The following is a 26,109-nucleotide window of genomic DNA, read 5'->3' on the forward strand; positions in this document are numbered from 1 at the left end:
CTACAAAAGCGTTCGCAACTCCTCAAGCGTTTTCGCGCCATCAATCGCATTGGCGCACAGCAGGCTGACCCGCGCGCAGGCGTGCGCCAGCTTAATGCTCTCGGCCAGCGGCCATGCTTCGTGGCAGCCATACAAAAAACCGGCGCAGAACGCATCTCCCGCGCCAACGCTACCGACAATCTCCCTCTGCTCCAGCTTTTGCGATGGTATCCAGACGCCAGGCTGATCCGGCGTTTCGCCCCAGGCGCCTTCCGGGCAGTGAATCACCACCCGCTGGCGGACGCCTGCATCCAGCAATTCGCGGGCGGCTGCGGCGATGTGCGGAATATGCGCTTCGCCGTTGGGCTGGCGGATCTCCAGGCCGCTGAACTCCCCGGCCTCCAGCTCGTTGATCACCAGATAATCCAGATGGCGTAGCGCGGGCAAAACCAGCGGCTGATAGCGCGGATCGCCTTTGCGGGACACCAGATCCAGCGAAGTCTCAAAGCCCTCCTCATGCATCTGCGCCATCAGCCGTGCGCTGCGGGTGCCGTAGTCATCATCCGGCATATCCAGACTGTCGAGCAGCAGCAGATAGCCCAGGTGGAAAATCTTCATCGAGGCATCAAGCTCATCGAACGCAGGCAGATCCAACAGACGGTTAGCGCCGGGGGAGTGGAAAAAGGTGCGCTGCCCGCTGGGATCGGTCATCACCTGCGACATCGACGTGGGGGCAAACGTGGTGCGCTGGACATGCTGGCGATTGACGTGATACTGCTCCAGCATCGCCATAATGTAGTCTCCGTCGGCGTCCTGGCCGATTAATCCCACAGCCTGCAACGGCAGTCCGGTGTGCATCTTTGCCAGCGTCAGCAGGACATTAAGCGGCGCGCCGCCCGTCGAACGTTCGCTATGGGTGATCTCCGCCAGCCAGCCGCGCTCCGGCCACTGTACGATTTGGTGCACATGGTCGACCAGCATATTGCCCGCCGCGATAATGCCTTTGCGTTCCATCAGATCTGCCCCGCGCTGCCAAAAATGCGCATCTGTTCCGATACCGTATCGGTGATCGCCTCTTCAATGCCCAGCAGCAGTTCGGCGAACTCATCGTACAGCGGCTGGCGGTTAGCCATCCGTGATTCCACCGCCGCCAGCGCGGCCTGCGACATGCCGGTGTAGAAATTGATTTTGTGAATGCCCAGCGTAATGGCGCGACGAAAATCCTCATTGCTGATGCCGGAACCGCCGTGCAGCACCAGCGGCAGCGCCGTTTGTTGGCGAATGGCGTCCAGACGCGGGAAATCGAGTTTGGGCTCGCCTTTATATTTGCCGTGAGCGTTGCCGATGGCGACGGCCAGGGCATCAATACCGGTGCGGTCAACAAAATCGCGCGCCAGTTGCGGATCGGTAAACAGCGATTCGTCGGCATGACCATACAGCGCGCCGCCCTCATCGCCGCCAACCGCGCCAAGTTCCGCCTCTACCGACACGCCAACGGCGTGGCACATCTTCACCACTTCCCGGGTCTGGCGGATGTTTTCCTCATACTCCAGCGTGGAACCATCAAACATTACCGAGCTGAAGCCCAGACGTAACGCCCGCACCACGGATTCAAAATGCAGCCCGTGGTCGAGGTTAAGCACCACCGGAATATCGTGTCGGGCGGCTTCGAATTTTACCGCTTCGACCAGTGAGTCCAGCGAAACATACTTAAAATGGACTTCGGCAATATTAATGATAAACGGCGAGCGTTCCTGCCTGGCGGCGGCGAACAGCGCGCGTAAAAAGTGGGAATCCAGAACGTTAAACGCCCCCAGCGCATAGCGATGCTTGCGGGCATGGTCGAGTCCATCGGCAAGAGAAATCAACGGCATAATGTGCTCCTTGTTCAGCAGAACAGGCGGTACTCGTTACACAACACCAGTTGCGCCGGTTCATCTTCTTCAATGTCGTTATAGCGGGCGATCGGCTGGAGAAAATGGTTGTCATGGTCATCGTCATTGACGGAAGAAACTTCGCCGACCAGCACGTCGCCAAACCCTTTTTCCGCCCAGAAGCTGTGATACAGGCCCGGCGTCAGGCAAATGCTTTCTCCTGGCGAAAGGCGCAGCTGGCTGCCTGCCGCATGGGTCTGTCGACAGCCGTCTATCACAATGGTGACGTCGGTATTGTCGGTCTGGTCCCGGGAGTCGGCGTTCCACAGCTCAACGATTAAATTACCGCCGCCGCGATTGATAATGTCTTCACGTTTGCGCCAGTGGAAATGCATCGGCGTAACCTGCGCGTCGCGCACATGCATGATTTTTTCCGCATAGCATTTCTCATAAGGCATGCCTTTGGGCGAGCCGTTGCGCAGGGTAAACAGCGTCAGTCCCTGAGCGGCAAAATCTGTCCCGCCGAACGCGGTAACATCCCAGCCGAGCCTGAGATCGAATACTTCGCTCCAGGCGGCATCAAGCTGACGCCATTGCGATGGGGCAAAGCTGGCGAAAGGCGGCAGGTGGACGTCATGCATGGAAAAGAATTGCCGCGTGTGGCCGAGAATCTCGTTTATTTCGGAGCGTTTCATTGAAAGAATTCTCCTTATTGTGATGTAGCCTTGTAGGCCGGATAAGGCATTTTTGCCGCCATCCGGCATGGGTTTACTGCCTGATGGCGCTGCGCTTATCGGGCCTACGCAGAGGCCGCTTTCCGTTATTTCACCGTCCAGCCCTTGTAGCTGCCGATGTTGTTTTTATCGATCATCGTCACCGGAATCAGCACAGGTTCACCTGGCGCCGGTTTGCCCTGTAGAATGTCATAGCCGATCTCCACCGCTTTTGCCGCCATCACCTGCGGATCTTGTGCGGGGGTCGCCACAAACAGGGAATTTTCACGCTTCAGCGCCTCTTCGCCATCGGGCGAACCATCCACACCGACGATAAAGAACTCATTGCGCTGTGCCTGTTTTGCCGCCAGATCGGCGCCGATCGCCGTCGGATCGTTGATCGCAAATACGCCGTCGATCTTCGGATTCGCAGCCAGCAGGGCGGTCATCACTTCCAGCCCGCCTTCGCGACTGCCTTTGGCGTTCTGGTTCCAGGAGAGCACCTTGATATCCGGGTGGCGTTTGAACTCGGTCTGGCAGCCCTCGACACGGTTCTGCACGGCGGAAACCGGCGGCCCGTTGATGATCACCACATTGCCTTTGCCTTTCAGACGATCGGTAATGTATTTACAGGCCATTTCGCCCGCCTGGGTGTTATCAGAGGTGATGGTGGCGTCTGCGCCTTCGGCAGCCACGTCAACCGCGACCACCACGATCCCGGCGTCTTTCGCCCGTTTCACCGCCGGGCCGATCCCTTTCGAATCTGCGGCGTTAAGGATGATCATATCCACCTTCGCGGCAATAAAGTTGTCGATCTGCGAAACCTGCTGACCCAGATCGTAGCCGCTGGAGACCAGCGTCACTTTTACGCCATCACCGGCCAGTTTGCGTGCTTCCAGCTCCGCCCCTTTTGTTATCTGCACGAAGAACGGGTTGGCAAGATCGCCCACCGTCACGCCGATGGATTTCAGTTCTTTGGCCTGTACAAACGGCGATGCGGCCAGTAACGCGCCAGCACAGAGCGCGGTCACTAATGGTTTCAAACGCATACTCTTTTCCTCACGTAGGGTATTGTTGTTATAAGCCTGATGGCGCTGCGCTTATCTGGCCTGCGAACGGGCAGGCCTGCGCCGCCATCCGGCAAGCTTGTCTAGGCACTTTGATGGTGTCGGGTACGGTATTTGTCGATCAGCACCGCTATGATGATCACCGCCCCTTTGATCACCAGTTGCCAGAAGTAAGAGACGCCCATCAGCGTCATGCCGTTATTCAGGGTGGCGATGATCAGCGCGCCCACCAGCGTGCCGGTGATCGTGCCGATCCCGCCGACAAAACTGGTGCCGCCGAGGATCACCGCCGCGATGGCGTCCAGCTCATACCCCATGCCTAAGTTGCCGTTGGCGCTGTAGAGACGCGAGGCGCTCATTACTCCGCCCAGCCCGGAGAGCAGGCCGCTCATGCCGTACACAAACAGCAGCACCAGCCACACTTTGATGCCGGTTAAACGCGCCGCCTGCATGTTGCCGCCCACGGCATAAATATGTACGCCCAGCGTGGTGCGGCGCAGAATGAACCAGCACAGCACGATCACCGCGAGGGCGATAACCACCAGCCACGGAATCGGGCCAAGATAGTTATTGCCGATCCACTCGAAGCTGATATTGGAGTTGATCACCGTGGTGCCGTCCGCCAGCAGGTAGGCCGCGCCGCGCAGCGCCGTATAGGTGCCGAGCGTGACAATAAAGGGCGGCAGCCCGGCGAAGGCCACCAGCGCGCCGTTAATCAGCCCCAGCCCCAGGCCGAGCATCAGCGCCGCCGGAATCGACAGCATGGCGAACTCGGGTATCAGAGAGACCACCATCGCCGCCACGGCGGTGGTGCCGAGAATCGACCCCACGGAGAGGTCGATGCCGCCGGTCAGAATGATGAACGTCATCCCCGCCGCCAGCACGATGTTGATCGACGCCTGGCGGGTGATATTCAGCAGGTTGCTTTCAGTGAAAAAGTTAGGTGCGATAAAGCCAAATACCGCCACGATCAGCACTAAAATCGGTAAAATACCGACCGTTTGCATCAGATCGCTCATCAACATCTTTTTTGCGGAGGCGGACTTCGCCACCTGCTGGGGAGTGGTTGGGTTATTCATGATTTCACCGCCTCAAGGTGGGAGTCGTTTACGCCGGTCGCCAGCCGCATGATGTTTTCCTGTGTGATGTCCTGGCTGTGCAATTCCCCGGCAATGCTGCCTTCATGCATGACGTAGACGCGATCGCTCATGCCGACGATTTCCGGCAATTCACTGGAGATCATCAGGATCGCCACGCCCTTACGCGCCATTTCGTTCATGATGCGATAGATCTCGCTTTTCGCGCCGACATCCACGCCGCGCGTCGGTTCGTCCAGAATCAGAATGCGCGGGCCGATGGCGACCCAGCGTGAGATCAGGAGCTTTTGCTGGTTGCCGCCGGACAAACCTCCGGCGCGAACCTGGGCATGCGGCACGCGAATGTTGAGCAACTGAATGGCGTCATCGGAGATACTTTGGGCTTTTTTACGGTTCAGCATCCCCCAGTTGGCGTCGCGCTCCAGCGTCGCCATCGTAATGTTCTCCGCCGCCGCCAGTTCTAAAAACAACCCCTGTTCTTTGCGGTTTTCGGTGAGGTAGCCAATACCGTGCTCAATGGCTTCACGCGGGGAGTGGATCACCACCGGCTCGCCATCCACCTCGATCATCCCGCCGGTGGCTTTACGCACGCCGAAAATCAGGTGCGCCAGTTCGGAACGCCCGGCGCCGACCAGCCCGGCCAGGCCGACGATTTCGCCGGAACGTACCAGCAGGCTGCACGGCTGCACTTTACCGCCGTCGGTAAGGTGATGAACGTTCAGGCGCGGTTTACCGAGCGGGATGTCGCGTTCTTTGTTGAACAGGTCGCTTAACGGACGCCCCACCATCATGCGCACCAGTTCGGACGCGTTGAGTTTGTCGCGGGTGAGGCTGCCCACGTACTGTCCGTCGCGCAGGACGCTGACGCGATCGGACAGCTCATACACCTCCGCCATGCGGTGGCTGATATAGATAACCGCCATCCCTTCATCGCGAAGGCGCATGATCAGCTCAAACAGACGGTGGGTTTCACGAGATGAGAGGGCGGCGGTAGGTTCATCCATCACCAGGATACGGCTGTTGCGATGCAGGGCGCGGGCGATCTCCACCTGCTGCTGTTCGGCGATGGTCAGCCGCATTACCCGATCGCTGGCTTTAAACTGCGCGCCGAGCCGGTCGATGACCTTTTGCGCCTGCAACACCATCTCTTTACGCTGCACGATGCCGCCGCGCGACAGTTCGCTGCCGAGGAAAATATTTTCGGCGACGGTAAGGTTAGGCGCAAGCTGCATCTCCTGATAAATCAGAGTGATGCCTGCGCTCAGGGCATCTTTCGGCCCACGAATATGAAAGGGCTGACCGTCGATCAGAATCTCGCCGCTGGTGGCGGTATACGCACCGGCGAGAATCTTCATCAGGGTGCTTTTACCGGCGCCGTTTTCGCCCATCAGCGCGTGGATTTCACCGGGGTATACCGTCAGATCGACCCCTTTCAGCGCGTAAAATTTGCCAAACGCTTTGGCAATATTGCGCATCTCCAGAACCGGTGTCCTGCTCATGGCGGATCTCCTGCGGGGTTAGCGATATCAGCACTCCATCACAGGAAAGTAAATGCAAAATGTCAGAAGCCGTTCATATTTGTCATATTGCGATTTTTCTTCATGGAGCGTGATATGCCGCAGCACAGACGTCACTTTTTCGCCAGTGCGCGCGGGCGACTGCTGTTTTTTAATCTGCTGGTAGTGGCGGTGACGCTGATGGTGAGCGGCGTGGCGGTGCTGGGTTTTCAGCATGCGAGTCAAATACAGGAGCAGGTGCAGCAGCAAACCGTCGATGACATGACCGGCAGTATGAACCTGGCGCGCGATACGGCGAACGTGGCGACGGCGGCGGTGCGGCTGTCGCAGGTGGTCGGCGCGCTGGAGTACAAGGGTGAAGCGGAGCGGTTGCAGGAGACTCAGCGGGCGCTCAGGCATTCACTCGAACAGCTGGCGACCGCCCCGCTGGCGCAGCAGGAACCGGGGCTGGTGGCCCGCATTATTCAACGCAGCAACGAGTTGCAGACCAGCGTGGCGGGTATGTTGCAGCGCGGGCAGCGACGGCATCTGGAACGTAATACGCTGCTGAGTTCGCTGTATCAGAATCAGAGTTACCTGCGGCATCTGCAACAGCTTGATGCGGCGCAGGATGCGGCGTTGTTCAGTCAAATGGATCGCCTGATTCGCGCCGCCATCGAAACGCCGACGCCGCGCGCCGTCATTAAACAGCTGGATGGCGTGATGCGCGCCCTGCCTGAGCAACATGCCGATCCGCTGGTGAACGTGATTCTGTCTGACTTTAACCAGGAGTTACGCAAACTTGAACCGCTCTCGGCGGCGCTGGAGCAAAGCGACCTGGCCATCAGCTGGTACATGTTCCACATCAAAGCGTTGGTGGCGATTTTGAACAGCGACATCAATCAGTATGCGGCGCAGGTGGCGATCATCTCAGAACAGCGGGTGGCGCAAAGCCATCAGGAATTGCGCTCCGGCGCGTTGTTTATCATGACCTTCGCCCTGCTGGCGGTGGTGATTACCGGTTTTGCCGGGTGGTATATCTACCGCAACCTCGGTTCTAACCTGACGGCGATTTCGCGCGCCATGACCCGGCTGGCGCACGGCGAATCGGATGTCAGCGTCCCCGCCTTGCAGCGGCGGGACGAGCTGGGGGAACTGGCGCGCGCGTTTAACGTTTTTGCCCGCAATACGGCGTCGCTGGAGCGCACCTCCCGCCTGCTGAAAGAAAAGACCTCCCAGATGGAGATCGACCGAACGGAGCGTCAGGGGCTGGAAGAGGCGCTGCTGCACAGCCAGAAACTGAAAGCGGTAGGGCAACTGACGGGCGGGCTGGCGCATGATTTTAACAATCTGCTGGCGGTGATTATCGGCAGCCTGGAACTGGTCAGCCCCGACTCGCCGGATGCGCCGCGCATTACCCGCGCGCTGAAGGCCGCCGAGCGCGGGGCGCTGCTGACGCAACGCCTGCTGGCGTTCTCCCGTAAACAGTCGCTGCACCCGCACTCGGTGGAACTGAAAACGCTGCTGGAAAACCTGAGTGAACTGATGCGTCACTCGCTACCGGCCACGCTGACGCTGGAGATAGAAGCCCAGTCGCCCGCCTGGGCCGCATGGATAGACGTCAGTCAACTGGAGAACGCGATCATCAACCTGGTGATGAACGCCCGCGATGCGATGGAAGGGCAGACAGGGACGATCAAAATCCGCACCTGGAACCAGCGGGTTACGCGCAGTGACGGACGTCGTCAGGATATGGTGGCGCTGGAGGTGATCGATCACGGCTGCGGTATGTCGCAGGAGGTGAAGGCGCAGGTGTTCGAGCCGTTCTTCACCACCAAACAGACTGGCAGCGGCAGCGGGCTTGGGTTATCGATGGTTTACGGCTTTGTGCGCCAGTCAGGCGGCCGTGTCGAAATTGAGAGCGCGCCGGGGCAGGGGACGACGGTCAGATTGCAGCTTCCCCGCGCCATCGCGCCTGCGGTGGCAAACCTGGAGCCGGTTGCGGTGCAAAGTACCGCCAGCGACGAGAAACTGGTGCTGGTACTGGAAGATGAGGCGGATGTTCGTCAGACGTTGTGCGAGCAACTTCATCTGCTGGGGTATCTGACGCTGGAGGCCGCCAACGGCGAGCAGGCGATGCAGATGCTGGCGTCATCCGGCGAGATTGATGTGCTTATCAGCGACTTAATGCTGCCAGGCAGCCTGAGCGGCGTGGAGGTGATCAACCATGCCCGCAAGCATTATCCCCGCCTGACGCTGCTGCTTATCAGCGGGCAGGATTTACGCCCGGCGCATAACCCCGCGCTGCCGGATGTGGCGCTGCTGCGTAAACCGTTTACCCGGGCGCAGCTCGCGCAGGCGCTGCGGGCGGCGCATGTGCAGACCTGATAAGCGTCGCGATATCACCGCGACGACAGAAAACGGCAGCGCGCCAGCGTTGCCGCGCCCTGCGCGCCGTTAAACGCAGAAGACGAGGCGGCAATAAAACGTACGGCCTGATACGGCAACGGTCGGCGCAGGTATTTTTGGATCAGGGTAATTAATTGTTCGCGCGGGAAAGCCTGCATATCCATCACGCCGCCGCCCAAAATCACCGCATCGGGATCGAACAGATTTATGCTGGTGGCAATCGCGCGGGCGGCGCTTTCCAGCAGCGCCTGGACGAATGGCGCTTCTCCGGCGTGGACAAACAGTGCGTCCAGCGCGAAATCCCGTGGCTGTTGTTCGTACCAGCGTTTCAGCGCCAGCCCGGAACAGACCGTTTCGAGGCAACCTGGATTGCCGCAGGCACAGGTTTGCGTCATGTCGCCCTGGGGAATGTGCCCCAGTTCGCCCGCCACGCCATGCGCTCCGGTCCAGGGCGCGCCATTCATCCACACTGCAAAGCCCATTCCCGTGCCGAGGTAGGCGGCCAGCACCTGCTGCTGTGTGAGATGGTTTTCCACGACGTCATACGACAGCTGTAAGTTCACGTCGCGGGAAAACGCGACCGGGCAGCCCAGCGCATCCTCCAGTTTTCCCGCGAGGTCATGCACTTCTTCAGGTTGCAACGGCAAATTGGGTGTCGAAATGATGGTGCGGTTGTCTTTGCCGACCAGCGCCGGAAATCCCATCACCAGACCACGGCAGCGCGCCCCGTAGCGTGCGATCTGTTCGCTAATCATCTGCGCAATACCGGCCACCACGCCGGGCGCGATCACCTCCGCCGTACGCTGTTTCTCACAGTGCAGAGTCTCACCGCTTGCCGTTTGCAGGCAAAAACGGATATGGGTTGCCCCCATATCCACACCCGCCACAACGCTATGCTGTTTTTGCATGAGGCAGTACCTCGTTTTTCGCCGTCAGGATCTGCGCCGTCATCACTTGCCATGCGTCGTCGATATTCTCCGCGTGGTTAAACAGCCCGGAGGTGCCGACGATAAAGACATCCGCGCCTGCCGCCATTAATTTTTCGTAGGTGGCCTGATTGCAGGAGCCATCCACTTCAATTTCGTAATGCAGCCCTTCACGCTCGCGCCAGGCTTTCAGCTCGGCGATTTTATCCAGCATTTCCGGGATGAACGGCTGCCCGGCAAAGCCGGGATCGACGGTCATCACCGTCACTTTATCAGCCTTATGGATATAGTATTTCATCGCCTCAACCGGTGTTTCCGGGTTGAGAATCAGGCCCACTTTCATACCGTGGCGGCGGATTTCGTCAATCAGACGGAATGCCTGACCGTTGATGGTTTCCGGGTGCAGCGTGATGAAATCCGCACCGGCGCGCGCCAGTTGGCCAATATAATCCTGCGGACGCGTCACCATCAGATGACAATCAAGAGGTTTGCTCGCCAGTTTCTTGACCTGGCTGACGAAGAAGGGGGACAGCGTCAGATTCGGCACAAAGTGGCCATCCATAATATCAATATGAAAATAGTCTGCATGGCTGTCGATAAATTCGATCTGTTCTTTAAACTTCAGCAGATCCATACACATTAAAGAGGGAGAGATTTTCATGATCCATTCCTTACTTACTGATAAGACGGTCAAGGGCGACAGCCGCGATAATTAATCCGCCCATCACCACCAGTTGGTAATAGGTTTGTACCTGCAAAATATTCAGACCGTTGTTGATGGTGCCGATGATTAAGCCGCCAATTACCACCGAGAAGATGCGCCCCTTGCCGCCGAAGAAGCTGGTGCCGCCAATGATGGCGCTGGCGATGGCGTAGGTTTCAAACCCCATTCCGGCTAAGGGTTCTGCGGCGCCGAGTCGCGCAGTAGAAACCACGCCCGCCAGTCCCGCGCAAATGCCGGAGATGATAAACACCACCAGGATGTGAAACTTCACGTCAATCCCGGAATAGAACGCCGAGTTTTTGTTGCCGCCGAGCGCGTAGATGTTGCGCCCAAGCCGCATGCGGGTGGTGAGGAACCAGAGGATCACCGCGACAATCAGCGAGAAGATGACTGGCACGGGAACACCTAACACGCTGGCGGCGAAGAAGTTCACGAAGTCGAATGAGAAGCCGTATACCGAGTTGGCGTCGGAAATCACCAGCGTGATACCACGGAAAATCGCGTTAGTGCCAAGGGTGATAATGAACGGATGCAGGCCGGTCCAGTTCACCAGGCAGCCGTTAATCGCCCCCAGCGCACCGCCGACCAGCACGCCGCCAATCAGCGCCGCAAAGAACGGATCGACGCCTGCCAGCATCAGTTTGGCCGTCACCATCCCGGACAGCGCCAGAATCGCCCCGACGGAGAGGTCGATACCGGCGACCAGGATGGCAAAAAATTCACCCATGCCGATCAGCACCGTTACCGAACTCTGGACAAAAATCTGGGTGATGTTGTTGGTGGTCAGAAAATATTCTGACGACAGCGAACCGAAGATGGCGACGATAATCGCCAGGATGAAGAAGGTGCCGTATTTATCCCAGAACAGCGCAAAGTTGAACGGTTTCTTCCCGTTCACGTCACCTTTTACTCTTGTGGTAATGCCCATGCCATAATCTCCTCTTCGCTCATGTCATCGCGATTGGTCAGGATTTGCGTCAGTCGTCCTTCGCAGAACACGGCGATGCGGTCGCAGACGGCGATAATTTCAGGAAGTTCAGATGACACCATCAGGATGACTTTTCCGTCGTCCGCCAGCTGGCGCATCACTTTATAAATTTCGGCTTTCGCTCCGACGTCGATACCACGGGTCGGCTCGTCGAAAATGATCACCTCCGGGCTACAGCACAACCATTTGGAAATCAGCACTTTCTGCTGGTTTCCGCCGGAGAGTTCGGTGATGTTCTGGTTAACGGAATGACACTTCAGCGCCAGCAGTTCGCGCTGCGCTTCGGCGGTACGCTGCTCGTCGCCTTCGTGAAACAGGCCCATCGCCCCCTTAAAGCCGCCGCTTTTCAGGCTGCGGCCGATCGCCATGTTCTGGGCGATAGAGAAATTGGGGAAGAAGCCGTTATCCCGGCGGCTTTCGGTGATGTAAGCCATCCCTTTTTTCACCGCATCCAGGGGTGAGCGCGGGGAGATGGTTTTCCCGTTCAGACGGATCTCGCCGCTTGCGCGTTTATCGACGCCGAACAGGCAATCCATCAGCTCGGTGCGCCCGGAGCCGACCAGTCCGGCGAAGCCTAAAATTTCGCCCCGGCTGACGCTAAAGGAGATATCGCGAACCTTTTTCTTGTCGCGGCTGGTGACGTTTTTCACCTCGAATACCGTATCGCGCTCGATGTTGCCGGTGCTCTCTTTCATGGCGTTAAAGCGGTTTTGCAGTTCGCGGCCAACCATCAGGCGGACGATATCGTCGTTGCTGACGTCGCTCACCATCCCGCTGCAAACGCTGCTGCCGTCTTTCATCACCGTATAGCGGTCGCAGATGCGGCGAATTTCCGCCAGCTTATGCGAGATGTAGACGATGGCGGTGCCCTCTTTGCGTAGCTGGTTCATGATCAGAAACAGGTAGTCCACCTCTTTATTGGTGAGCGAGGAGGTGGGTTCGTCCATGATGATCACTTTGGCGTTGAGCATCAGCGTCTTGGCGATTTCCAGCATTTGCTTATGGCTGATGGATAAATTCGCCACCTTTTCGTCTAAATCGACTTTTAAACCGACGCGCAGCAACATCATGGCGGCCCGTACGCGCATCTCTTTCCAGTCAATAATATTGACGCCACAGACTTTTTTCGTCAGATGACGACCAATATATAAATTCTCCAGCACGGTTAATTCATCAATCACGCTGAGTTCCTGATAAATAATGCCGATACCGAGTTGTGCCGCTAATTTATGATCCAGCTTGTCGTAATTAACGTTATTAATCGTAATGGTGCCTTTGGTCGGTTCATGTATTCCCGACAGAACCTTCATCAACGTTGATTTACCGGCGCCATTTTCTCCTAATAATGCGTGTATTTCATAAGGATAAACCGTTAAATCAACCGATTTTAATGCGTGAACCGGACCAAAGGATTTGCCGATCCCCGCCATCGAGATATATGGCGTGACCATAATTAACCTCTTTTACACTTCATCCTTCAAGCTGCCTCTTTGTTGGCTGCCTTCGCTCACCCCAGTTACTTACTTATGTAAGCTACTGGGGATTTACTCAGTTGCCGCCTCGATGCATCTCGAATGATTTTGTGTAAGAAAAATATTGACTAAATCAGTGCCATTGCCTGATGGCGCTACGCTTATCAGGCCTACGTTCGCGTCGCCATCCGGCCTATTTACGGACTTACTTTGCGACCAGAATGGAATCGACCAGCTTAAATTCCGGCGCTTTATCCAGCGGGATCACGTTGCCTGATTTCGCGGCATCCACCATCAGCCTGAGCCCTGTCGCGCCGATATCCGCAGGGTTCTGAGCGATGGTCGCCGTCATCTGTCCGGCTTCCACCATTTTGCGGGCTTCCGGGATACCGTCTGTACCCACTACCAGCACTTTTCCGCTTTTCCCGGCGTTAGCCACGGCCTGGGCGACGCCCATCGCCATGGTGTCGTTAGCGCAATAAATCGCTTTGATATTCGGGTTGCGTTGCAGCACGTTGGTGGCAACGTCTAACGCTTTGATTCGGTCCCAGTCTGCGGGTTGGCTGGCGACCAGCTTGATTTGGCTTGCCTTTTTGAAAGCCTCGGTTGCGCCATTGCGGCGCGCCTCGCCGGAGGCGTTACCGGCTTTACCTTCAATAATGGCGACTTCACCGCCCTCGGCGCCCAGTTTCTCAATAATGAACTCCGCGCCTTTGGCACCCACGGCGACGTTATCGGTGGTGACAAACCCTTCGACGTTACCGCCCGCTTTTTTCAGGTTATCCATATCGATTTTTTCATCGAGATTGACCAGATAAATCCCTTTCTTCCACGCGCGGGCGACGGGCATCACCAGGTTTACTGAGGATAATGGCGCAAAGGCGATACCTTTGTAATTTTTATTGCTGAGATCTTCGAATAGCTGCAACTGAGACTGAAAGTCGCCTTCCGAAGGCGAGGCAAAAATATCGACGCTGACACCCAGCGTTTTTGCTTCATCTTCAATACCTTTTTTCATATCCACCCAGAATGGATTGGATAATGTTTTTAATACTACGGCATATTCGGCGGCGGCAAATGCGCTGGTGGACAACATTAAGCCCATAGCCGCACCGCTGAAATATTTCAGATATTTATTCATAGCAGTATTCTCAGTGTAGGGTGTTGCTCCCGAAAATGAGAGCAACGAGCATTTTATTTCAGCGCGCCTGGTGAAAAGAAATCAACAATTGCGCCAGTTTTTTGCATATTAATGGTTGCCTGTTCGATATTCAGTTGGGCGACGGAAACAAAAAATGCATCCAGTAGAGTGAGTTGTAATATGCGTGCGGAAGCATTACGCCCTAATAACGGTGTTTCTGGTGCTGGCGAACAAATAATATAGTCAGCCAATTTGGCGATAGGTGAATGGTAGCTGTGGGTGATACAGATAATTTTGGCACCATTCTTTTTCGCCAGTTCAACCGCGGCTTTTACATCACTGGTGCGCCCGGAATGGGTCACCACCAACACGACATCGCCTTCTTTTAATAGCGATGCGGACATCATCATAATGTGCGCGTCCGGGTAAGTCTGGCAGCGCACGCCGATGCGTAAGAACTTATGCTGTACGTCCGCGCAGATGGCATTCGACCCGCCAGCGCCATACAAATCACGCTGCTTCGCCTGATAAAAGAAGCGTGCGGCGCGATGAATCTCATCCACGTTGACGATTGACTGACCTTCCATAATGGTGCGTAAGGTAATGTTGAATACCTTATTCACCACATCCTGCGGCGCTTCATCAAAGGCCAGTTCGGCAGGCAATACCTGCTCAGACTGAGAAAAATAGTCTTCCAGCGCGCTGCGTAAGTTGCGAAACCCGCTGAATCCCAGCAGTTTCGATACCTTAACAATCATGGCTTCAGATACCGCCAGCGCCTCTGCGACATCTTTAATGGCTGGCGCGCTACTGAGATTACCCGGCTTGAGTAACCACTCGACGATACGGCTCTCGTTCTCTGTCATGCCTTCCTGCTTCATGCGCAGGTAAGGCGCAAGCCCGATGCCGTTTGGAAGCCCTGAATCAAATTCTGACTGACTCATTACGTTCTCTTGTCCTTGAAATGAAGACGCCACTATATCACCACAGCAGGAACAGAAAAGATGCTGACCACTTCACAAAATGGTTAAATTTATAAAGTTTATTATTTCGTGAATTTAATAACGTTGATAAAAATACGGAATGAAAATAAGTCAATATAAAACAATGAATTATAGTTTTTTCTTGTTCAGGCGCAGCCTGTGTAAGCATCAAGGTCGGGTATTTGTCGCTCTTGCTTTGCCGAACGGAGGTGTGTAGAACAGGCCCATACAGCGTCTTTCTGTCGATTTATTGTTCTTTTAAATTCATTTAAATCACAAATATTTTTTATTCGTAAAGTTTGGTCGGGGCGAGAATGAGTATGAAAAAGATAGCATTTGGCTGTGATCACGTTGGTTTTATCCTGAAACAGGATATTTTGACGCACTTAACCCAGCGCGGTATTACGGTGATTGATAAGGGAACCTGGTCGCCGGAGCGCACGGATTACCCGCATTATGCCAGCGAGGTGGCACAAGCCGTTGTCTCTGGCGAGGTTGATGGCGGTATTCTGGTGTGTGGCACTGGTGTGGGGATTTCGATAACGGCAAACAAGTTTGCCGGAGTCCGCGCCGTCGTTTGCAGCGAACCCTATTCGGCACAGCTTTCGCGCCAGCATAATGATACCAACGTGCTGGCTTTTGGCTCGCGGGTTGTTGGGCTGGAGCTGGCAAAAATGATCGTGGATGCCTGGCTGGATGCGGGGTTTGAAGGGGGGCGCCATCAAAAGCGCGTGGAGGCGATTATGGCGATAGAACAGCAGGGCAAATGAGATTCCTCCGCTACACGTCGAACAGGCCATTCGCTACCGTGAGGGGAAGATCTCTGCGAGGCTGGTTTTATGAAACGCTATTCTACGCTCATTGCTCTGGGCCTGTTGTCGCTGACGACGCTTCCTGCGCATGCCGATATTGTTGATGACACCATCGGTAATATTCAGCAGGCGATCAATGACGCGTATAAATCTGACAACGGGCGGGATTATGAGGATGACCGCCGTGATGAAGAGTGGCAGCGCCAGATGAGCGACGATCGCCGCAGACAATATGACGACAGACGCCGTCAGTTTGAAGATCGGCGTCGCCAGTTGGACGATCGCCAACGCCAGCTCGATCAAGAACGTCGTCAACTGGAAGATGAAGAGCGCAGAATGGAAGACGAGTACGATCGTTAACCGCGCGACAATCGTAGGCCGGATAAGGCGCAATGCGCCGCCATCCGGCGTAAGGCTACTCCAGTACAATCTCCATCCCGTCATATCCGGCTTCAATACCGCCCGGCAGGGAGTTATCCATCAGCCATACGTCGAACGAGTGGCTGATGTGGGTGAGAATGACCCGTGGGCAGTGAATCACCTCATTGAGCGCGATAACCGTGTTTACATCGCAGTGATTACGCGGTGCTTCCGCGCGTGGCGCGTGACTACAGTCGATGACGATCGTTTGCGGCTGGTTATTCAGCAGAAATTTTACTGTCTTGTCCGGCAGCGTTGCGGTGTCCGACAGCCACGCGACGCGGCTGTGTGCAGATTCCAGCAGATAGCCAAACGTCAGTTTTGAATGGTTAAGCGGCAGCGGCGTTACCTGTAATCCCTGGAGATCGAAGACCACAAACGGTTCGACGGTGTGGCTGAAATCAAGGATGCCGGGATGTTTAAACAGATCGTCGCAGCCCTGTTCATCCGGCGGGCCATAAACCGGAATCGCGGCGCCCACGCCCCAGCGCAGGGGGAACAGCCCCTGAACATGATCCATATGATAATGCGTGAGCAGAAACTGCTGAAAAGATCCGGCGGGCCAGCGATCGGTAAGATCGTGCAGGCCCGCATCAAGCAGCGTTACCGCGTCATTGAATTTGACGACGCCGCTACAGGGGCGGCGGCGATACTGCTCCTGTAAGCGTGCCCGACGGCAGGCGAGACAATCGCAGCCGTATGCTGGCACGCCCTGTGCGCCGCCGGTTCCTGTTAGCGTAATCGTCAGGCTCATTAGTCACCTCAAAGCGCTTTGGTAAAACGAAAATGGCTTTGCGCATACCCTTCACGCAGATAAAACCGGTGCGCATCATGGCGTTTCACGCTGGTGGACAGCTCCGTCATCTCCGCGCCGGCCTGGCGGGCTTCTTCTTCCGCCCATGCCAGCAACCGGCTGCCGACTTTCAGACCTCGCGCCTGTGGCATCACCACCAGTTCCTGGATCTCCCCGATCCAGTTAGCGTGATGCAGGTGGTACTGCATATGCAGGCCGATCATCCCGACAACCTGCCCGTCGCGCAGCGCCAGCTGGTAGCGTATCGTGCGATCCTGCAAATTTGAGGCAAACCCGGCGCGAAAGGCCTGGCGATCGAACTCCGCTTGTTTCAGTTCGCAGATCAGTTGATACACCGCGTCGGTATCGTCCGGCGTGGCCCGGCGTAGTTCACAGACAGGCATGGCTTTTCTCCTGGCGGCCCATTAACGTTAATAAGGTATCGACTGACTGTAGCAAACTTCCGTCATTATTGAGGATATGACAGTTAAAAGGGGCGTAACGGGCCGCGCGCGCCAGGCGAGCGGCAATCTCGGTTTCGCTTTCACGCCCGCGCGCCTGTAGACGCTGGCGCAAAATATCGGGAGAGACCTGTAAGCAGATGGGCAGCAGCGCTTTGCCGTAGCGGGCCTGCGCCTGCGGCAGATGGGCGCGTGAGCCGTTAACCACCACGTCAAAACCGGCGTGCAGCCACAGATCGATCTCCACGCCAACGCCATAGTACAGGCCATTAGCGTGCCAGCTCAGCGCCAGTAAATTTTGCCCTGCCCGAGTGAAAAACTCCTGCTCGCTCAGCGCAATATGGTTCTCGTTGCCCGCGTTAGCCGCACGCGTGATATAGCGGTGCGCAACCAGCAACTGCGTATGTTCCCGCTGGCGGAGCGCCGCCAGCAAACTGTCCTTACCGGAGCCGGACGGCCCCATCAGCCAGATCAGTTTTCCCATAGTCAGAACACCCTTTTACCCTGACGCCAGACATGGTCGATATGAATGTGATCGCCTTTACGGTGCGCTAGCACCAGGTCGGCGCGCCTGCCTTCGGCGATGATGCCGCGATCGTCGAGATTCAGCGCGCGCGCCGGGTTGCGTGTCACCAGGTGTATTGCCTGCGGCAGCGTAAATGTGTTGGCCTCGTCGTCCGCCACGCGGAATGCCGCGTCGAGCAGGCTGGCGGGGTAATAGTCGGAGGAGAGGATATCCAGCAACCCCAGTTCTGCCAGCTTATGCGCCGCCACGTTGCCGGAGTGCGAACCGCCGCGCACGATGTTGGGCGCGCCCATCAGTACGTTCATCCCATGCTTGCGTGACGCCTCTGCCGCCTCGAACGTGGTGGGAAATTCGGCGATCACGCTGCCAAGCTGATGCGATTCCAGCACATGATCGGGCGTTGCGTCATCGTGGCTCGCCAGCGCGAGATGACGTTCGCGGCACATCTGCGCGATGGCGGCGCGGTTCGGCTGCGACCAGCGCGCCGCAAGCTGAAGCTGTTCCTCTTCGTAGTGGGCCATCTGCTCATCATTGAGTGAATATTTGCCCTGATAGTATTCACGGTACTTCTCGCGGTTAGCGAACTGGCGCTGACCCGGCGAGTGATCCATCAGCGAGACCAGTGTTACCGGCTCGCGATCCACCAGCTTTTCGAACAGCGGCAGGGTGGTGTGATGGGGCAATTCACAGCGCAGATGCAGACGGTGTTCGGCGCGGTTAACGCCGCGTTTCTGCGTCTCTTCGACGGCATTGATCATCTTTTCCAGATTTTCCAGGCGATCGCCGCCGTCGCGGACATCGCCAATCGCAACGGCATCCAGCACGGTGGTGATACCGCTGGCGACCATCAGCGCGTCGTGGCTGCTCATAGCTGAATGGGCGGGCCAGTCCACCTTCGGGCGTGGGGTGAAGAATTTGTCGAGATTATCGGTATGCAGCTCAATTAAACCCGGCAGCAGCCAGCCGCCTTCGCCATCCAGCGCCTCGGGGTGACGGCTCTGACTTTCCGCAAAGGCGCGGATAATCCCATCCTGCATTTCCAGCGATCCCTGCACCACTTCGTCTTCCAGCACCAGCTTTACGTTGTTGATAATCATGATGTGGTTCCCATCAGATGCAAACGATCCGCTACGCGATCGCGTACGGTTTGATCGTGAAAAATGCCGACAATCGCCGCGCCGCGCGCTTTGGCTTCTTCAATCAGCGCGACCACGGCGGCGCTGTTTTTGGCGTCCAGTGAGGCGGTGGGTTCATCAAGCAGCAGGATCGGGTAATCGACGATAAACCCGCGCGCGATATTCACGCGCTGCTGCTCGCCGCCGGAAAAGGTGGAGGGAGCGAGATGCCATAGCCGTTCCGGGACGTTCAGGCGCGTCAGCAGGTTCGCGGCTTTCGCGGCGCACGTTTCGCGGGCGACGCCCAGATCCAGCAGCGGCTGCATCACCACATCCAGCGCGGAGATCCGGGGGATCACGCGCAGAAACTGGCTCACCCAGCCGATCGTCGAGCGACGCACTTCCAGCACCTTGCGCGCCGGGGCCTGCACCAGATCGATCCACTCATCGCTATGACGAATGTGGATGTGCCCTTCGTCTGGCAGATAGTTGGCATATAGCGAGCGCAACAGCGTCGATTTACCGCTCCCGGAGTGGCCGTGCAGCACCACGCATTCACCGTTTTGTACCTCCAGAGAGGCGTTTTGCAGCACCGGCAGGCGCACGCCATTTTGCTGGTGCAGCACAAAGGTTTTACTGACGTTTTCTACGCGAATCATTTTGGCCTCTTAATTCTGATTGCCGGATGGCGGCTTCGCCTTATCCGGCCTACAGGTGCGCTTTTTGTAGGACGGGTAAGCGAAGTGCCACCCGGCAAAACAAAAAATCAGTTCTGCAATACCGACGACACCAGCAACTGGGTATAAGGGTGGTGTGGATCGTCGAGCACGCGGTCGGTTAATCCACTTTCCACCACCTGACCCTGCTTCATCACCAGCAGACGGTCTGCTAACAGGCGCGCCACGCCCAAATCGTGGGTGACAATCACCACTGCCAGATCCAGTTCCACCACCAGGCCGCGCAGCAGGTCCAGCAGCTTTGCCTGTACGGAAACGTCCAGCCCGCCGGTGGGTTCGTCCATAAACACCAGCTTCGGGTGAGTGACCAGGTTGCGGGCGATCTGCAAACGCTGCTGCATCCCGCCGGAAAAGGTGGTCGGCAGGTCGTCGATGCGCGAGGCCGGAATTTCCACCTCCTCCAGCCAGCGCTTCGCCGTGGCGCGGATTTCACCATAGTGACGCGCGCCGGTGGCCATCAGGCGTTCGCCGATATTGCCGCCCGCCGAGACCTGGCGGCGCAGTCCGTCCATCGGATGCTGATGCACCACACCCCATTCCGTGCGCAGCAGGCGGCGGCGGTCGGCTTCGCTCATGCCGTACAGTGAACGGTTCTGGTACAAAATGTCGCCGGACTGCGGCGTCAGGCGCGAGGAGATGGATTTCAGCAGGGTGGTTTTGCCGGAACCGGACTCCCCGACAATGCCCAGCACTTCACCAGGCCACAGGTCAAAAGAAACATCGCTGAAGCCTTTGCCCGGCGCGTAGAGATGGGTCAGGTTATTGACTGAAAGCAGCGGTTGCGTCATTTGCTGAGTGCCTCGCTCTGTTGGCGGCAATAATCGGTGTCGGAGCAGACAAACATCCGTTTGCCGGTGTCATCCAGCACCACTTCGTCGAGATAGCTGTGCGTTGAACCGCAGATGGCGCAGGGCTCATCCCAGGTTTGTACGGTGAACGGGTGATCGTCGAAATCGAGGCTTTCCACGCGGGTCCAGGGCGGCACGGCATAGATGCGTTTTTCGCGCCCCGCGCCGAACAGTTGCAGCGCGGGCATCATATTCATCTTCGGGTTGTCGAATTTCGGGATCGGCGACGGGTCCATGACGTAGCGGTCATTGACCTTCACCGGGTAGGCGTAGGTGGTGGCGATATGGCCGAAGCGGGCGATATCTTCGTACAGCTTCACCTGCATGACGCCGTACTCTTCCAGCGCGTGCATGGTGCGGGTTTCGGTTTCGCGCGGTTCGATAAAACGCAGCGGTTCAGGGATCGGCACCTGGAAGATAATGATCTGATCTTCGGTCAGCGGCGTTTCCGGGATCCGGTGACGGGTCTGGATCAGCGTCGCGTCTTCCGTGCGTTCGGTGGTGTTCACGCCGGTTACGCGCTTAAAGAAGTTGCGGATCGACACGGCGTTGGTGGTGTCATCCGCCCCCTGGTCGATCACTTTCAGAATGTCCGGCTCGCCAATCACGCTGGCGGTAAGCTGAATGCCGCCCGTTCCCCAGCCATAGGGCATCGGCATTTCACGCCCGCCGAACGGCACCTGATAACCGGGGATCGCCACCGCTTTTAAAATAGCGCGGCGGATCATGCGTTTGGTTTGCTCGTCGAGATAAGCAAAGTTGTAGCCGGAGAGGTTAGTCGTCACGGGCGGCCTCCTGTTGCAGGCGTTTGAGCAGTTCCAGTTCAGCCTGGAAATCGACGTAGTGGGGGAGTTTGAGGTGCGAAACAAAACCCGCCGCCTCGACGTTATCCGCATGCGCCAGCACGAACTCTTCGTCCTGCGCCGGGCCCGTGACCGTTTCATCGTATTCGGGTGCCTGTAGGGCTCTTTCCACCAGCGCCATTGCCATTGCTTTACGTTCGCTCATGCCGAACACCAGTCCGTAGCCGCGAGTAAAGTGCGGCGCGTCGTTTTCCGGTGCGACAAAACCGTTGACCATTTCGCATTCCGTCATCAGCAGTTCGCCGACGTTCACGGCAAATCCCAGCTCTTCCGGCACCGTTTCCAGCCCGACGTAGCCGCTGCGGATCTCACCGGCAAACGGGTGGTTGCGTCCGTAGCCGCGTTGCGTGGAATACGCCAGCGCCAGCAGATACCCTTCGTCGCCGCGCATCAGCTGTTGCAGGCGTGAGGAGCGCGAACAAGGGTAAACCGGCGGCGTGCGGGTGATGTCATCCGGTACAGCGCCGCTGTCTTCTTCACGCTTCGCCATCCCCTGGTTCGCCAGCAGAGAAAAAACGTGCGGCGCGGCGTCCTGCATGGCGTCAGAGGTACGCAGCGGCGGCGTTTCGCCGTTTGCCAGCAGGGTAAAATCGAGCAGGCGATGGGTGTAATCGTAGGTCGGCCCCAGCAGCTGCCCGCCGGGAATATCCTTGTAGACGGCGGAAATACGGCGCTCTAAACGCATCTCTGCGGTGTTCAGCGGCTCACTGACCGCCAGCTTTGCCAGCGTGGTGCGGTACGCGCGCAGCAGGAAGATGGCTTCGATGTTATCGCCGCTGGCCTGTTTTAAGGCGAGCGCGGCCAGTTCGCGGTCGGCGATGCCTCCTTCGGTCATCACGCGATCCACGGCCAGGTTCAACTGTTGCTCGATTTGCGCCACGCTCAGCTCGGCGAGGGTGTCGTCGCCCCGGCGTCGGTTTTCCTGCAACGCGTGGGCGTTGGCTATCGCCTTTTCGCCCCCTTTGACGGCTACGTACATCAGCACACCTCCACATGGGTGGTTCGCGGAATCGCCAGCAGTCGCTCGCCGCAGGTGAGGATGAGATCGACCCCCAGCGGGAACGGGTGCGGGCGCTCAGTCAGTTCATGGATGAGGCACTCCGGCAGTTGCGGGGCAATCATGCGTTCTTCGGCGATACCCGCCCCGGTCAGGCGCAGCATACGTCCACCGCTCAGGCTGGCGACCTGGACGATCAGGGTGGCGCTGGTTTCCGGCGCGACGGCGCTTCCGGCGGAAAGGGCGTTTAGCTGCTCGCTGCTGATGCGTTCATCGGCGACGGCAAAGGCGGCCTGCTGCGGCTGTTCAACCAGCGGCGCGCTGGTGTGAAAGCGCAGGTTCTGACTGGCAATGTCGTTGTTGATGGACGGCGCGAGCCATACCGGGGTGTCGCCGTCGACCAGAGTGAGCAATACGCTGGTGGTGGCCAGATTCAGCGGCTGCCAGCCGTGCTTCAGTTGATGCAGGGCGACAATCACCCCCGGCTCGCTCATCGCCTTCAGCAGGCGACGAAAACTCTGTTGCGCGTCCTGAACGGGCAGGGTAAAGGCGGTTTGTAGGGTCATGCGTTATCTCCGCGTACCAGCGTAAAGAAGTCGACCCGGCTGGCGTTTACTTCGGCGCGGCGAGCGGTAATGTGTGCGTCGCGTTCCGCCTCCAGCGGGGCAATTAAGGTTTCCATTAAGGTCTGGAAGTGAGTGTGCTCCTGCAACAGCGCGTCGATGACGGCGCACTGCTCGGCGTGGTGTTTGTTGCGCCCCAGCAGGTAGCTGTAGCCCAGCGTGCCGCTCTTAAGACGCACCACCGCACGGGTCAGCGTGGTATCTCCGGCGAAAAAGCGGTTGCCGGTGCCGCCCATGCGGGCCTGAATCTGCATCAGCCCGGTTTCCGGGGCGCGAATCAGTTCATATTCCGGCGTGAGTTTCAGCGCCTGCATTTTCACGTTAAGCGCGTCGGCGTTGCTGTAAGCCAGCGCGCGCATCCAGCGCTGGCGAGTGGCGGTATCGAAGTGCATTCCGTCAGTGCTCCATAGTGAATTCGATCATGTCGGCGCGGGTCAGGCTGACGGAATACTCCGTCGCGTTTTCTTCGCCGTCACGGTGGTTCAGCGTGCGCACGCACAGCAGCGGCGCCATGTTGGGAATTTCCAGCACCTTGCTCTCTTTGGCCTGCGCACGGCGGGCGCTGATGCGCGTCTGGGTGCGCTGTAGCGCCAGACCGCACTGCTCGCGCAGGTAGTCATGCAGCGAACCGTGGTTAAAGCCCTGCAACAGCGGCCAGAGGGCGAGGTCGGAAAAGTAATGGTCGATCAGGCACAGGGCGATGCCATTTACCCGGCGCAGGGTGCGCAGGTGGATGACGTTATCACCCTCTTTGACGCTCAGCGCATCGGCGATGTGGCTGGATGCCGGGCGCAGCACCGCCAGCAGTTTTTCGCTGGTGGGATGACTGCCTTGTTCCAGCAGATTCTGGCTAAAGCGCGCCTGGGCATTGAGCGGGTAATCGAACGGGCGCATCAGCACCAGCACGCCGACGCCCTGGCGACGCTGCACCCAACCGCGCTCCACGAGCTGGTCGATGGCGCGGCGCAGCGTGTGGCGGTTCACCTCATAGCGGGCGGCAAGCTGATGTTCCGCCGGAAGGTAATCGCCGCAGCGGTAATGCTGGCGAAGCTCCTGCTCAAGTCTCGCGGCAATCTCCTGATAGCGCGTTGGGTAACTGGTCGGATGTGTAGACAAGTGCATAGCCATCAATGCCTCGCTAATCAGATAAAGTGCTTACGCAAACGCTGGGAGAGGAAATCCAGCAGGCTGACGGTAATGATGATTAACACCATCAGGGCGCAGGTCTGCGGGAACTGAAAGCCGCGAATCGCTTCCCACAGCGTGACGCCGATGCCGCCTGCGCCCACCATGCCGACCACCGTGGCGGAGCGGACGTTGGACTCAAAACGGTACAGCGAGTAGGAGATGAGCAGCGGCATAACCTGCGGCAGCACGCCGTAGAGGATCTCTTCAATTTTGTTGGCGCCGGTGGCGCGAATGCCTTCAACCGGGCCGGGTTCAATGGCTTCCACCGCTTCGGAAAGCAGCTTGGAGAGCACGCCAGTGGTGTGGATAAACAGCGCCATGACCCCGGCAAACGGCCCGAGACCAACGGCGACCACGAACAGCATGGCGAAAACCATTTCGTTAATCGCGCGGCAGGCGTCCATCAGGCGACGCATCGGCTGGTAAATCCACCACGGCACGAGGTTATCGGCGCACATCAGGCCACAGGGAATCGACAGAATGACCGCCAGCGCAGTGCCCCAGACGGCGATTTGCAGGGTGACGGCCATTTCGCCCAGATAGTGCTGCCACTGGCTGAAGTCCGGCGGGAAGAAGTCGGCGGCGAAGGTCGCCATGTTGCCGGAATCCTGAATTAGCGTGAGTGGGGCCATTTCGGCGCCCTTCCACGAAACGACCAGGACGGCGAGAAGGATGGCCCAGCTCAGGAGCGAGAACCAGCTACGCTTTGGCGGGGCGACGGTGATGCTTTGCATGTTTAGCTCCGTGCGTCGTTTATTGCCGGATGGCAGCGCTTGCGCCTTATCTGGCCTACAGAACATCGTAGGCCCGGTAAGCGAAGCGCCACCGGGTATCAGGTTTACTGCACCGCTTTGGTGACGCTGGTCATCGCGCCCAGCGCGGCGGTCAGGCGGTCGAGATCGTCCAGCTGCGCTTTAATCGCGGAGGTTTTGCTGGTTTTTTCGCTCTCGTTCAGCCCCTTGTTGTCCTTCACACCCTGCATCTCTTTAAACAGCGCCAGCTGGCGAATCGGCACCAGTTGCAGGTCGCTGGAGGGGCGGAATGGCGCCCAGCCCAGGCGTTCCAGCACGGTTTTCTCTTCCGCTGTTTTGCCGTAATTCATAAAGAAGTCGTACACCTTGTCCTTGGTGGTTTCGGAGAGATTTTTACGCCAGACGATCGGATCGCCCGGGATCAGCGGCGACTTCCAGACAACCTTCAGTGCTTTCAGCTTGTCCGGCGCGGAGGTTTTCAGTTTGTCGAGGTTTTCGGTGTTATTGGTTGCGACATCCACCTGCTTGTTGGCGACGGCCAGCGCGTTGGTTTCGTGGCTGGCGTTAACGGTGCGTTTGAAGTCGCTGGCGGAGATGCCGTTTTTGGCGAAGACGTAATAACCGGGGACGAGGAAGCCAGAGGTGGAGTTCGGATCGCCATTGCCGAAGGTGAGATCTTTACGTTTGGCGATCAGATCGTCCAGGTTATTGATCGGGCTGTCTTTGTTGACGATCAGCACGCTCCAGTAGCCCGGCGATCCATCTGCGGCGACGGTCTGGGCAAATACCTGACCGTTAGCGCGATCCACGGCTTCCATCGCCGAGAGGTTGCCGTACCAGGCGATATCCACTTTGTTGAAGCGCATTCCCTGAATGATGCCCGCATAGTCAGGCGCGAAGAAGGCGTTCACTTTGACGCCCAGTTTCTTTTCCATGTCCTTCAGGAACGGGTCCCACTGCGGCTTCAGGTTTTGCTGTGATTCGGTCGAAATAATGCCAAAGTTCAGTGCTTTTTCCTGTTCTTCCGCATGTGCCGGGCTTAACAAGGTGCTGATGCTGAACATGCTGGTGAACGCCAGCGCGGCAACGGCTTTGTAGCTCATTT

The 26,109-nt window shown here is 57.7% G+C and carries 28 protein-coding genes; 3 read left to right on the plus strand and 25 right to left on the minus strand.

Going from position 1 to position 26,109, the window contains the following annotated elements; translation table 11 throughout:
* From OGX75_RS18555 to OGX75_RS18580, 6 genes are all read right to left on the minus strand, one after another.
* Entirely contained in the window at nucleotides 1-996 is a 996-nt protein-coding gene (locus OGX75_RS18555; RefSeq protein WP_152692423.1) for a carbohydrate kinase family protein, read from the minus strand.
* Nucleotides 993-1,853, minus strand: a complete 861-nt coding sequence (locus tag OGX75_RS18560; protein ID WP_115609748.1) for a ketose 1,6-bisphosphate aldolase — start codon at nucleotides 1,851-1,853, stop codon at nucleotides 993-995. The genes OGX75_RS18555 and OGX75_RS18560 overlap by 4 nt, the downstream gene beginning before the upstream one ends.
* Before the next feature lie 14 nt (nucleotides 1,854-1,867).
* Nucleotides 1,868-2,548 carry a D-lyxose/D-mannose isomerase gene (locus OGX75_RS18565; protein WP_024130824.1) on the minus strand — a complete coding sequence of 227 codons (681 nt, stop codon included), beginning with the start codon at nucleotides 2,546-2,548 and terminating at the stop codon, nucleotides 1,868-1,870.
* 125 nt (nucleotides 2,549-2,673) lie between these two features.
* Complete coding sequence (locus OGX75_RS18570; RefSeq protein WP_012134567.1) at nucleotides 2,674-3,615, minus strand: ABC transporter substrate-binding protein; 942 nt, start codon at nucleotides 3,613-3,615, stop codon at nucleotides 2,674-2,676.
* A 101-nt stretch (nucleotides 3,616-3,716) separates the two neighbouring features.
* Complete coding sequence (locus OGX75_RS18575) at nucleotides 3,717-4,712, minus strand: ABC transporter permease subunit (protein ID WP_047459617.1); 996 nt, start codon at nucleotides 4,710-4,712, stop codon at nucleotides 3,717-3,719.
* Entirely contained in the window at nucleotides 4,709-6,229 is a 1,521-nt protein-coding gene (locus OGX75_RS18580; RefSeq protein ID WP_012134564.1) for a sugar ABC transporter ATP-binding protein, read from the minus strand. The genes OGX75_RS18575 and OGX75_RS18580 overlap by 4 nt, the downstream gene beginning before the upstream one ends.
* 114 nt (nucleotides 6,230-6,343) lie before the next feature.
* On the opposite strand from OGX75_RS18580, the gene OGX75_RS18585 reads away from it, so the two are divergent.
* Nucleotides 6,344-8,614, plus strand: coding sequence for a hybrid sensor histidine kinase/response regulator (locus OGX75_RS18585; protein ID WP_286451465.1), 2,271 nt, complete (start codon nucleotides 6,344-6,346; stop codon nucleotides 8,612-8,614).
* Nucleotides 8,615-8,628: 14 nt separating this feature from the next.
* On the opposite strand, the gene alsK is transcribed toward OGX75_RS18585, so the two are convergent.
* The 6 genes from alsK to OGX75_RS18615 form a co-directional block, all read right to left on the minus strand.
* Complete coding sequence (gene alsK, locus OGX75_RS18590; protein WP_047459611.1) at nucleotides 8,629-9,543, minus strand: allose kinase; 915 nt, start codon at nucleotides 9,541-9,543, stop codon at nucleotides 8,629-8,631.
* Nucleotides 9,527-10,222 (minus strand): D-allulose-6-phosphate 3-epimerase, encoded by a 696-nt coding sequence (gene alsE, locus OGX75_RS18595; RefSeq protein WP_047459608.1) that lies wholly within the window; start codon nucleotides 10,220-10,222, stop codon nucleotides 9,527-9,529. Before alsE ends, alsK begins: the two co-directional genes overlap by 17 nt.
* Nucleotides 10,223-10,232: 10 nt before the next feature.
* A complete protein-coding gene (alsC, locus tag OGX75_RS18600) occupies nucleotides 10,233-11,213 on the minus strand; it encodes a D-allose ABC transporter permease (protein ID WP_012134559.1) in 981 nt (326 codons plus the stop codon).
* The gene (gene alsA, locus OGX75_RS18605; RefSeq protein ID WP_112001345.1) at nucleotides 11,192-12,724 is read right to left on the minus strand and encodes a D-allose ABC transporter ATP-binding protein AlsA; all 1,533 of its coding nucleotides are present in this window, start codon (nucleotides 12,722-12,724) and stop codon (nucleotides 11,192-11,194) included. Before alsA ends, alsC begins: the two co-directional genes overlap by 22 nt.
* Before the next feature lie 226 nt (nucleotides 12,725-12,950).
* The gene (alsB, locus tag OGX75_RS18610) at nucleotides 12,951-13,886 is read right to left on the minus strand and encodes a D-allose transporter substrate-binding protein (protein ID WP_012134557.1); all 936 of its coding nucleotides are present in this window, start codon (nucleotides 13,884-13,886) and stop codon (nucleotides 12,951-12,953) included.
* Nucleotides 13,887-13,939: 53 nt separating this feature from the next.
* Complete coding sequence (locus OGX75_RS18615) at nucleotides 13,940-14,830, minus strand: MurR/RpiR family transcriptional regulator (RefSeq protein ID WP_012134556.1); 891 nt, start codon at nucleotides 14,828-14,830, stop codon at nucleotides 13,940-13,942.
* A gap of 359 nt (nucleotides 14,831-15,189) precedes the next feature.
* Here OGX75_RS18615 and rpiB point away from each other — a divergent pair, with 359 nt between their 5' ends.
* A complete protein-coding gene (rpiB, locus tag OGX75_RS18620) occupies nucleotides 15,190-15,639 on the plus strand; it encodes a bifunctional allose-6-phosphate isomerase/ribose-5-phosphate isomerase RpiB (RefSeq protein ID WP_024130821.1) in 450 nt (149 codons plus the stop codon).
* Between the two features lie 69 nt (nucleotides 15,640-15,708).
* Entirely contained in the window at nucleotides 15,709-16,041 is a 333-nt protein-coding gene (gene yjdP, locus OGX75_RS18625) for a DDRRRQL repeat protein YjdP (protein ID WP_012134552.1), read from the plus strand.
* Nucleotides 16,042-16,096: 55 nt separating this feature from the next.
* Here yjdP and phnP read toward each other — a convergent pair whose 3' ends face one another.
* From phnP to phnD, 13 genes are all read right to left on the minus strand, one after another.
* Nucleotides 16,097-16,855, minus strand: coding sequence for a phosphonate metabolism protein PhnP (gene phnP, locus OGX75_RS18630; protein WP_153258029.1), 759 nt, complete (start codon nucleotides 16,853-16,855; stop codon nucleotides 16,097-16,099).
* An 8-nt stretch (nucleotides 16,856-16,863) separates the two neighbouring features.
* Nucleotides 16,864-17,298, minus strand: a complete 435-nt coding sequence (phnO, locus tag OGX75_RS18635; RefSeq protein WP_012134549.1) for an aminoalkylphosphonate N-acetyltransferase — start codon at nucleotides 17,296-17,298, stop codon at nucleotides 16,864-16,866.
* Nucleotides 17,285-17,839, minus strand: a complete 555-nt coding sequence (phnN, locus tag OGX75_RS18640; RefSeq protein WP_012134548.1) for a ribose 1,5-bisphosphokinase — start codon at nucleotides 17,837-17,839, stop codon at nucleotides 17,285-17,287. The genes phnO and phnN overlap by 14 nt, the downstream gene beginning before the upstream one ends.
* Nucleotides 17,840-17,841: 2 nt before the next feature.
* Entirely contained in the window at nucleotides 17,842-18,978 is a 1,137-nt protein-coding gene (gene phnM / locus OGX75_RS18645; RefSeq protein ID WP_114848690.1) for an alpha-D-ribose 1-methylphosphonate 5-triphosphate diphosphatase, read from the minus strand.
* Complete coding sequence (gene phnL, locus OGX75_RS18650) at nucleotides 18,975-19,655, minus strand: phosphonate C-P lyase system protein PhnL (protein WP_047459594.1); 681 nt, start codon at nucleotides 19,653-19,655, stop codon at nucleotides 18,975-18,977. The genes phnM and phnL overlap by 4 nt, the downstream gene beginning before the upstream one ends.
* 107 nt (nucleotides 19,656-19,762) lie before the next feature.
* A complete protein-coding gene (gene phnK / locus OGX75_RS18655) occupies nucleotides 19,763-20,521 on the minus strand; it encodes a phosphonate C-P lyase system protein PhnK (RefSeq protein ID WP_047459591.1) in 759 nt (252 codons plus the stop codon).
* Nucleotides 20,518-21,309 carry an alpha-D-ribose 1-methylphosphonate 5-phosphate C-P-lyase PhnJ gene (gene phnJ / locus OGX75_RS18660; RefSeq protein WP_174234025.1) on the minus strand — a complete coding sequence of 264 codons (792 nt, stop codon included), beginning with the start codon at nucleotides 21,307-21,309 and terminating at the stop codon, nucleotides 20,518-20,520. The genes phnK and phnJ overlap by 4 nt, the downstream gene beginning before the upstream one ends.
* A 46-nt stretch (nucleotides 21,310-21,355) precedes the next feature.
* On the minus strand, nucleotides 21,356-22,423 hold the full coding sequence (locus tag OGX75_RS18665; protein ID WP_049008727.1) for a carbon-phosphorus lyase complex subunit: 1,068 nt from the start codon (nucleotides 22,421-22,423) through the stop codon (nucleotides 21,356-21,358).
* Nucleotides 22,423-23,007, minus strand: a complete 585-nt coding sequence (phnH, locus tag OGX75_RS18670; RefSeq protein WP_012134542.1) for a phosphonate C-P lyase system protein PhnH — start codon at nucleotides 23,005-23,007, stop codon at nucleotides 22,423-22,425. Before phnH ends, OGX75_RS18665 begins: the two co-directional genes overlap by 1 nt.
* On the minus strand, nucleotides 23,004-23,456 hold the full coding sequence (gene phnG, locus OGX75_RS18675) for a phosphonate C-P lyase system protein PhnG (RefSeq protein ID WP_012134541.1): 453 nt from the start codon (nucleotides 23,454-23,456) through the stop codon (nucleotides 23,004-23,006). Before phnG ends, phnH begins: the two co-directional genes overlap by 4 nt.
* A gap of 4 nt (nucleotides 23,457-23,460) precedes the next feature.
* Nucleotides 23,461-24,186 (minus strand): phosphonate metabolism transcriptional regulator PhnF, encoded by a 726-nt coding sequence (gene phnF, locus OGX75_RS18680; protein WP_024130818.1) that lies wholly within the window; start codon nucleotides 24,184-24,186, stop codon nucleotides 23,461-23,463.
* A gap of 20 nt (nucleotides 24,187-24,206) precedes the next feature.
* Nucleotides 24,207-24,986, minus strand: a complete 780-nt coding sequence (gene phnE, locus OGX75_RS18685; RefSeq protein WP_012134539.1) for a phosphonate ABC transporter, permease protein PhnE — start codon at nucleotides 24,984-24,986, stop codon at nucleotides 24,207-24,209.
* A 104-nt stretch (nucleotides 24,987-25,090) separates the two neighbouring features.
* On the minus strand, nucleotides 25,091-26,107 hold the full coding sequence (gene phnD, locus OGX75_RS18690) for a phosphonate ABC transporter substrate-binding protein (RefSeq protein WP_024130817.1): 1,017 nt from the start codon (nucleotides 26,105-26,107) through the stop codon (nucleotides 25,091-25,093).
* Nucleotides 26,108-26,109 lie beyond the last annotated feature (2 nt).

It is taken from the genome of Citrobacter sp. CK199, from assembly GCF_030333285.1.
Taxonomy (GTDB): domain Bacteria; phylum Pseudomonadota; class Gammaproteobacteria; order Enterobacterales; family Enterobacteriaceae; genus Citrobacter_B; species Citrobacter_B koseri.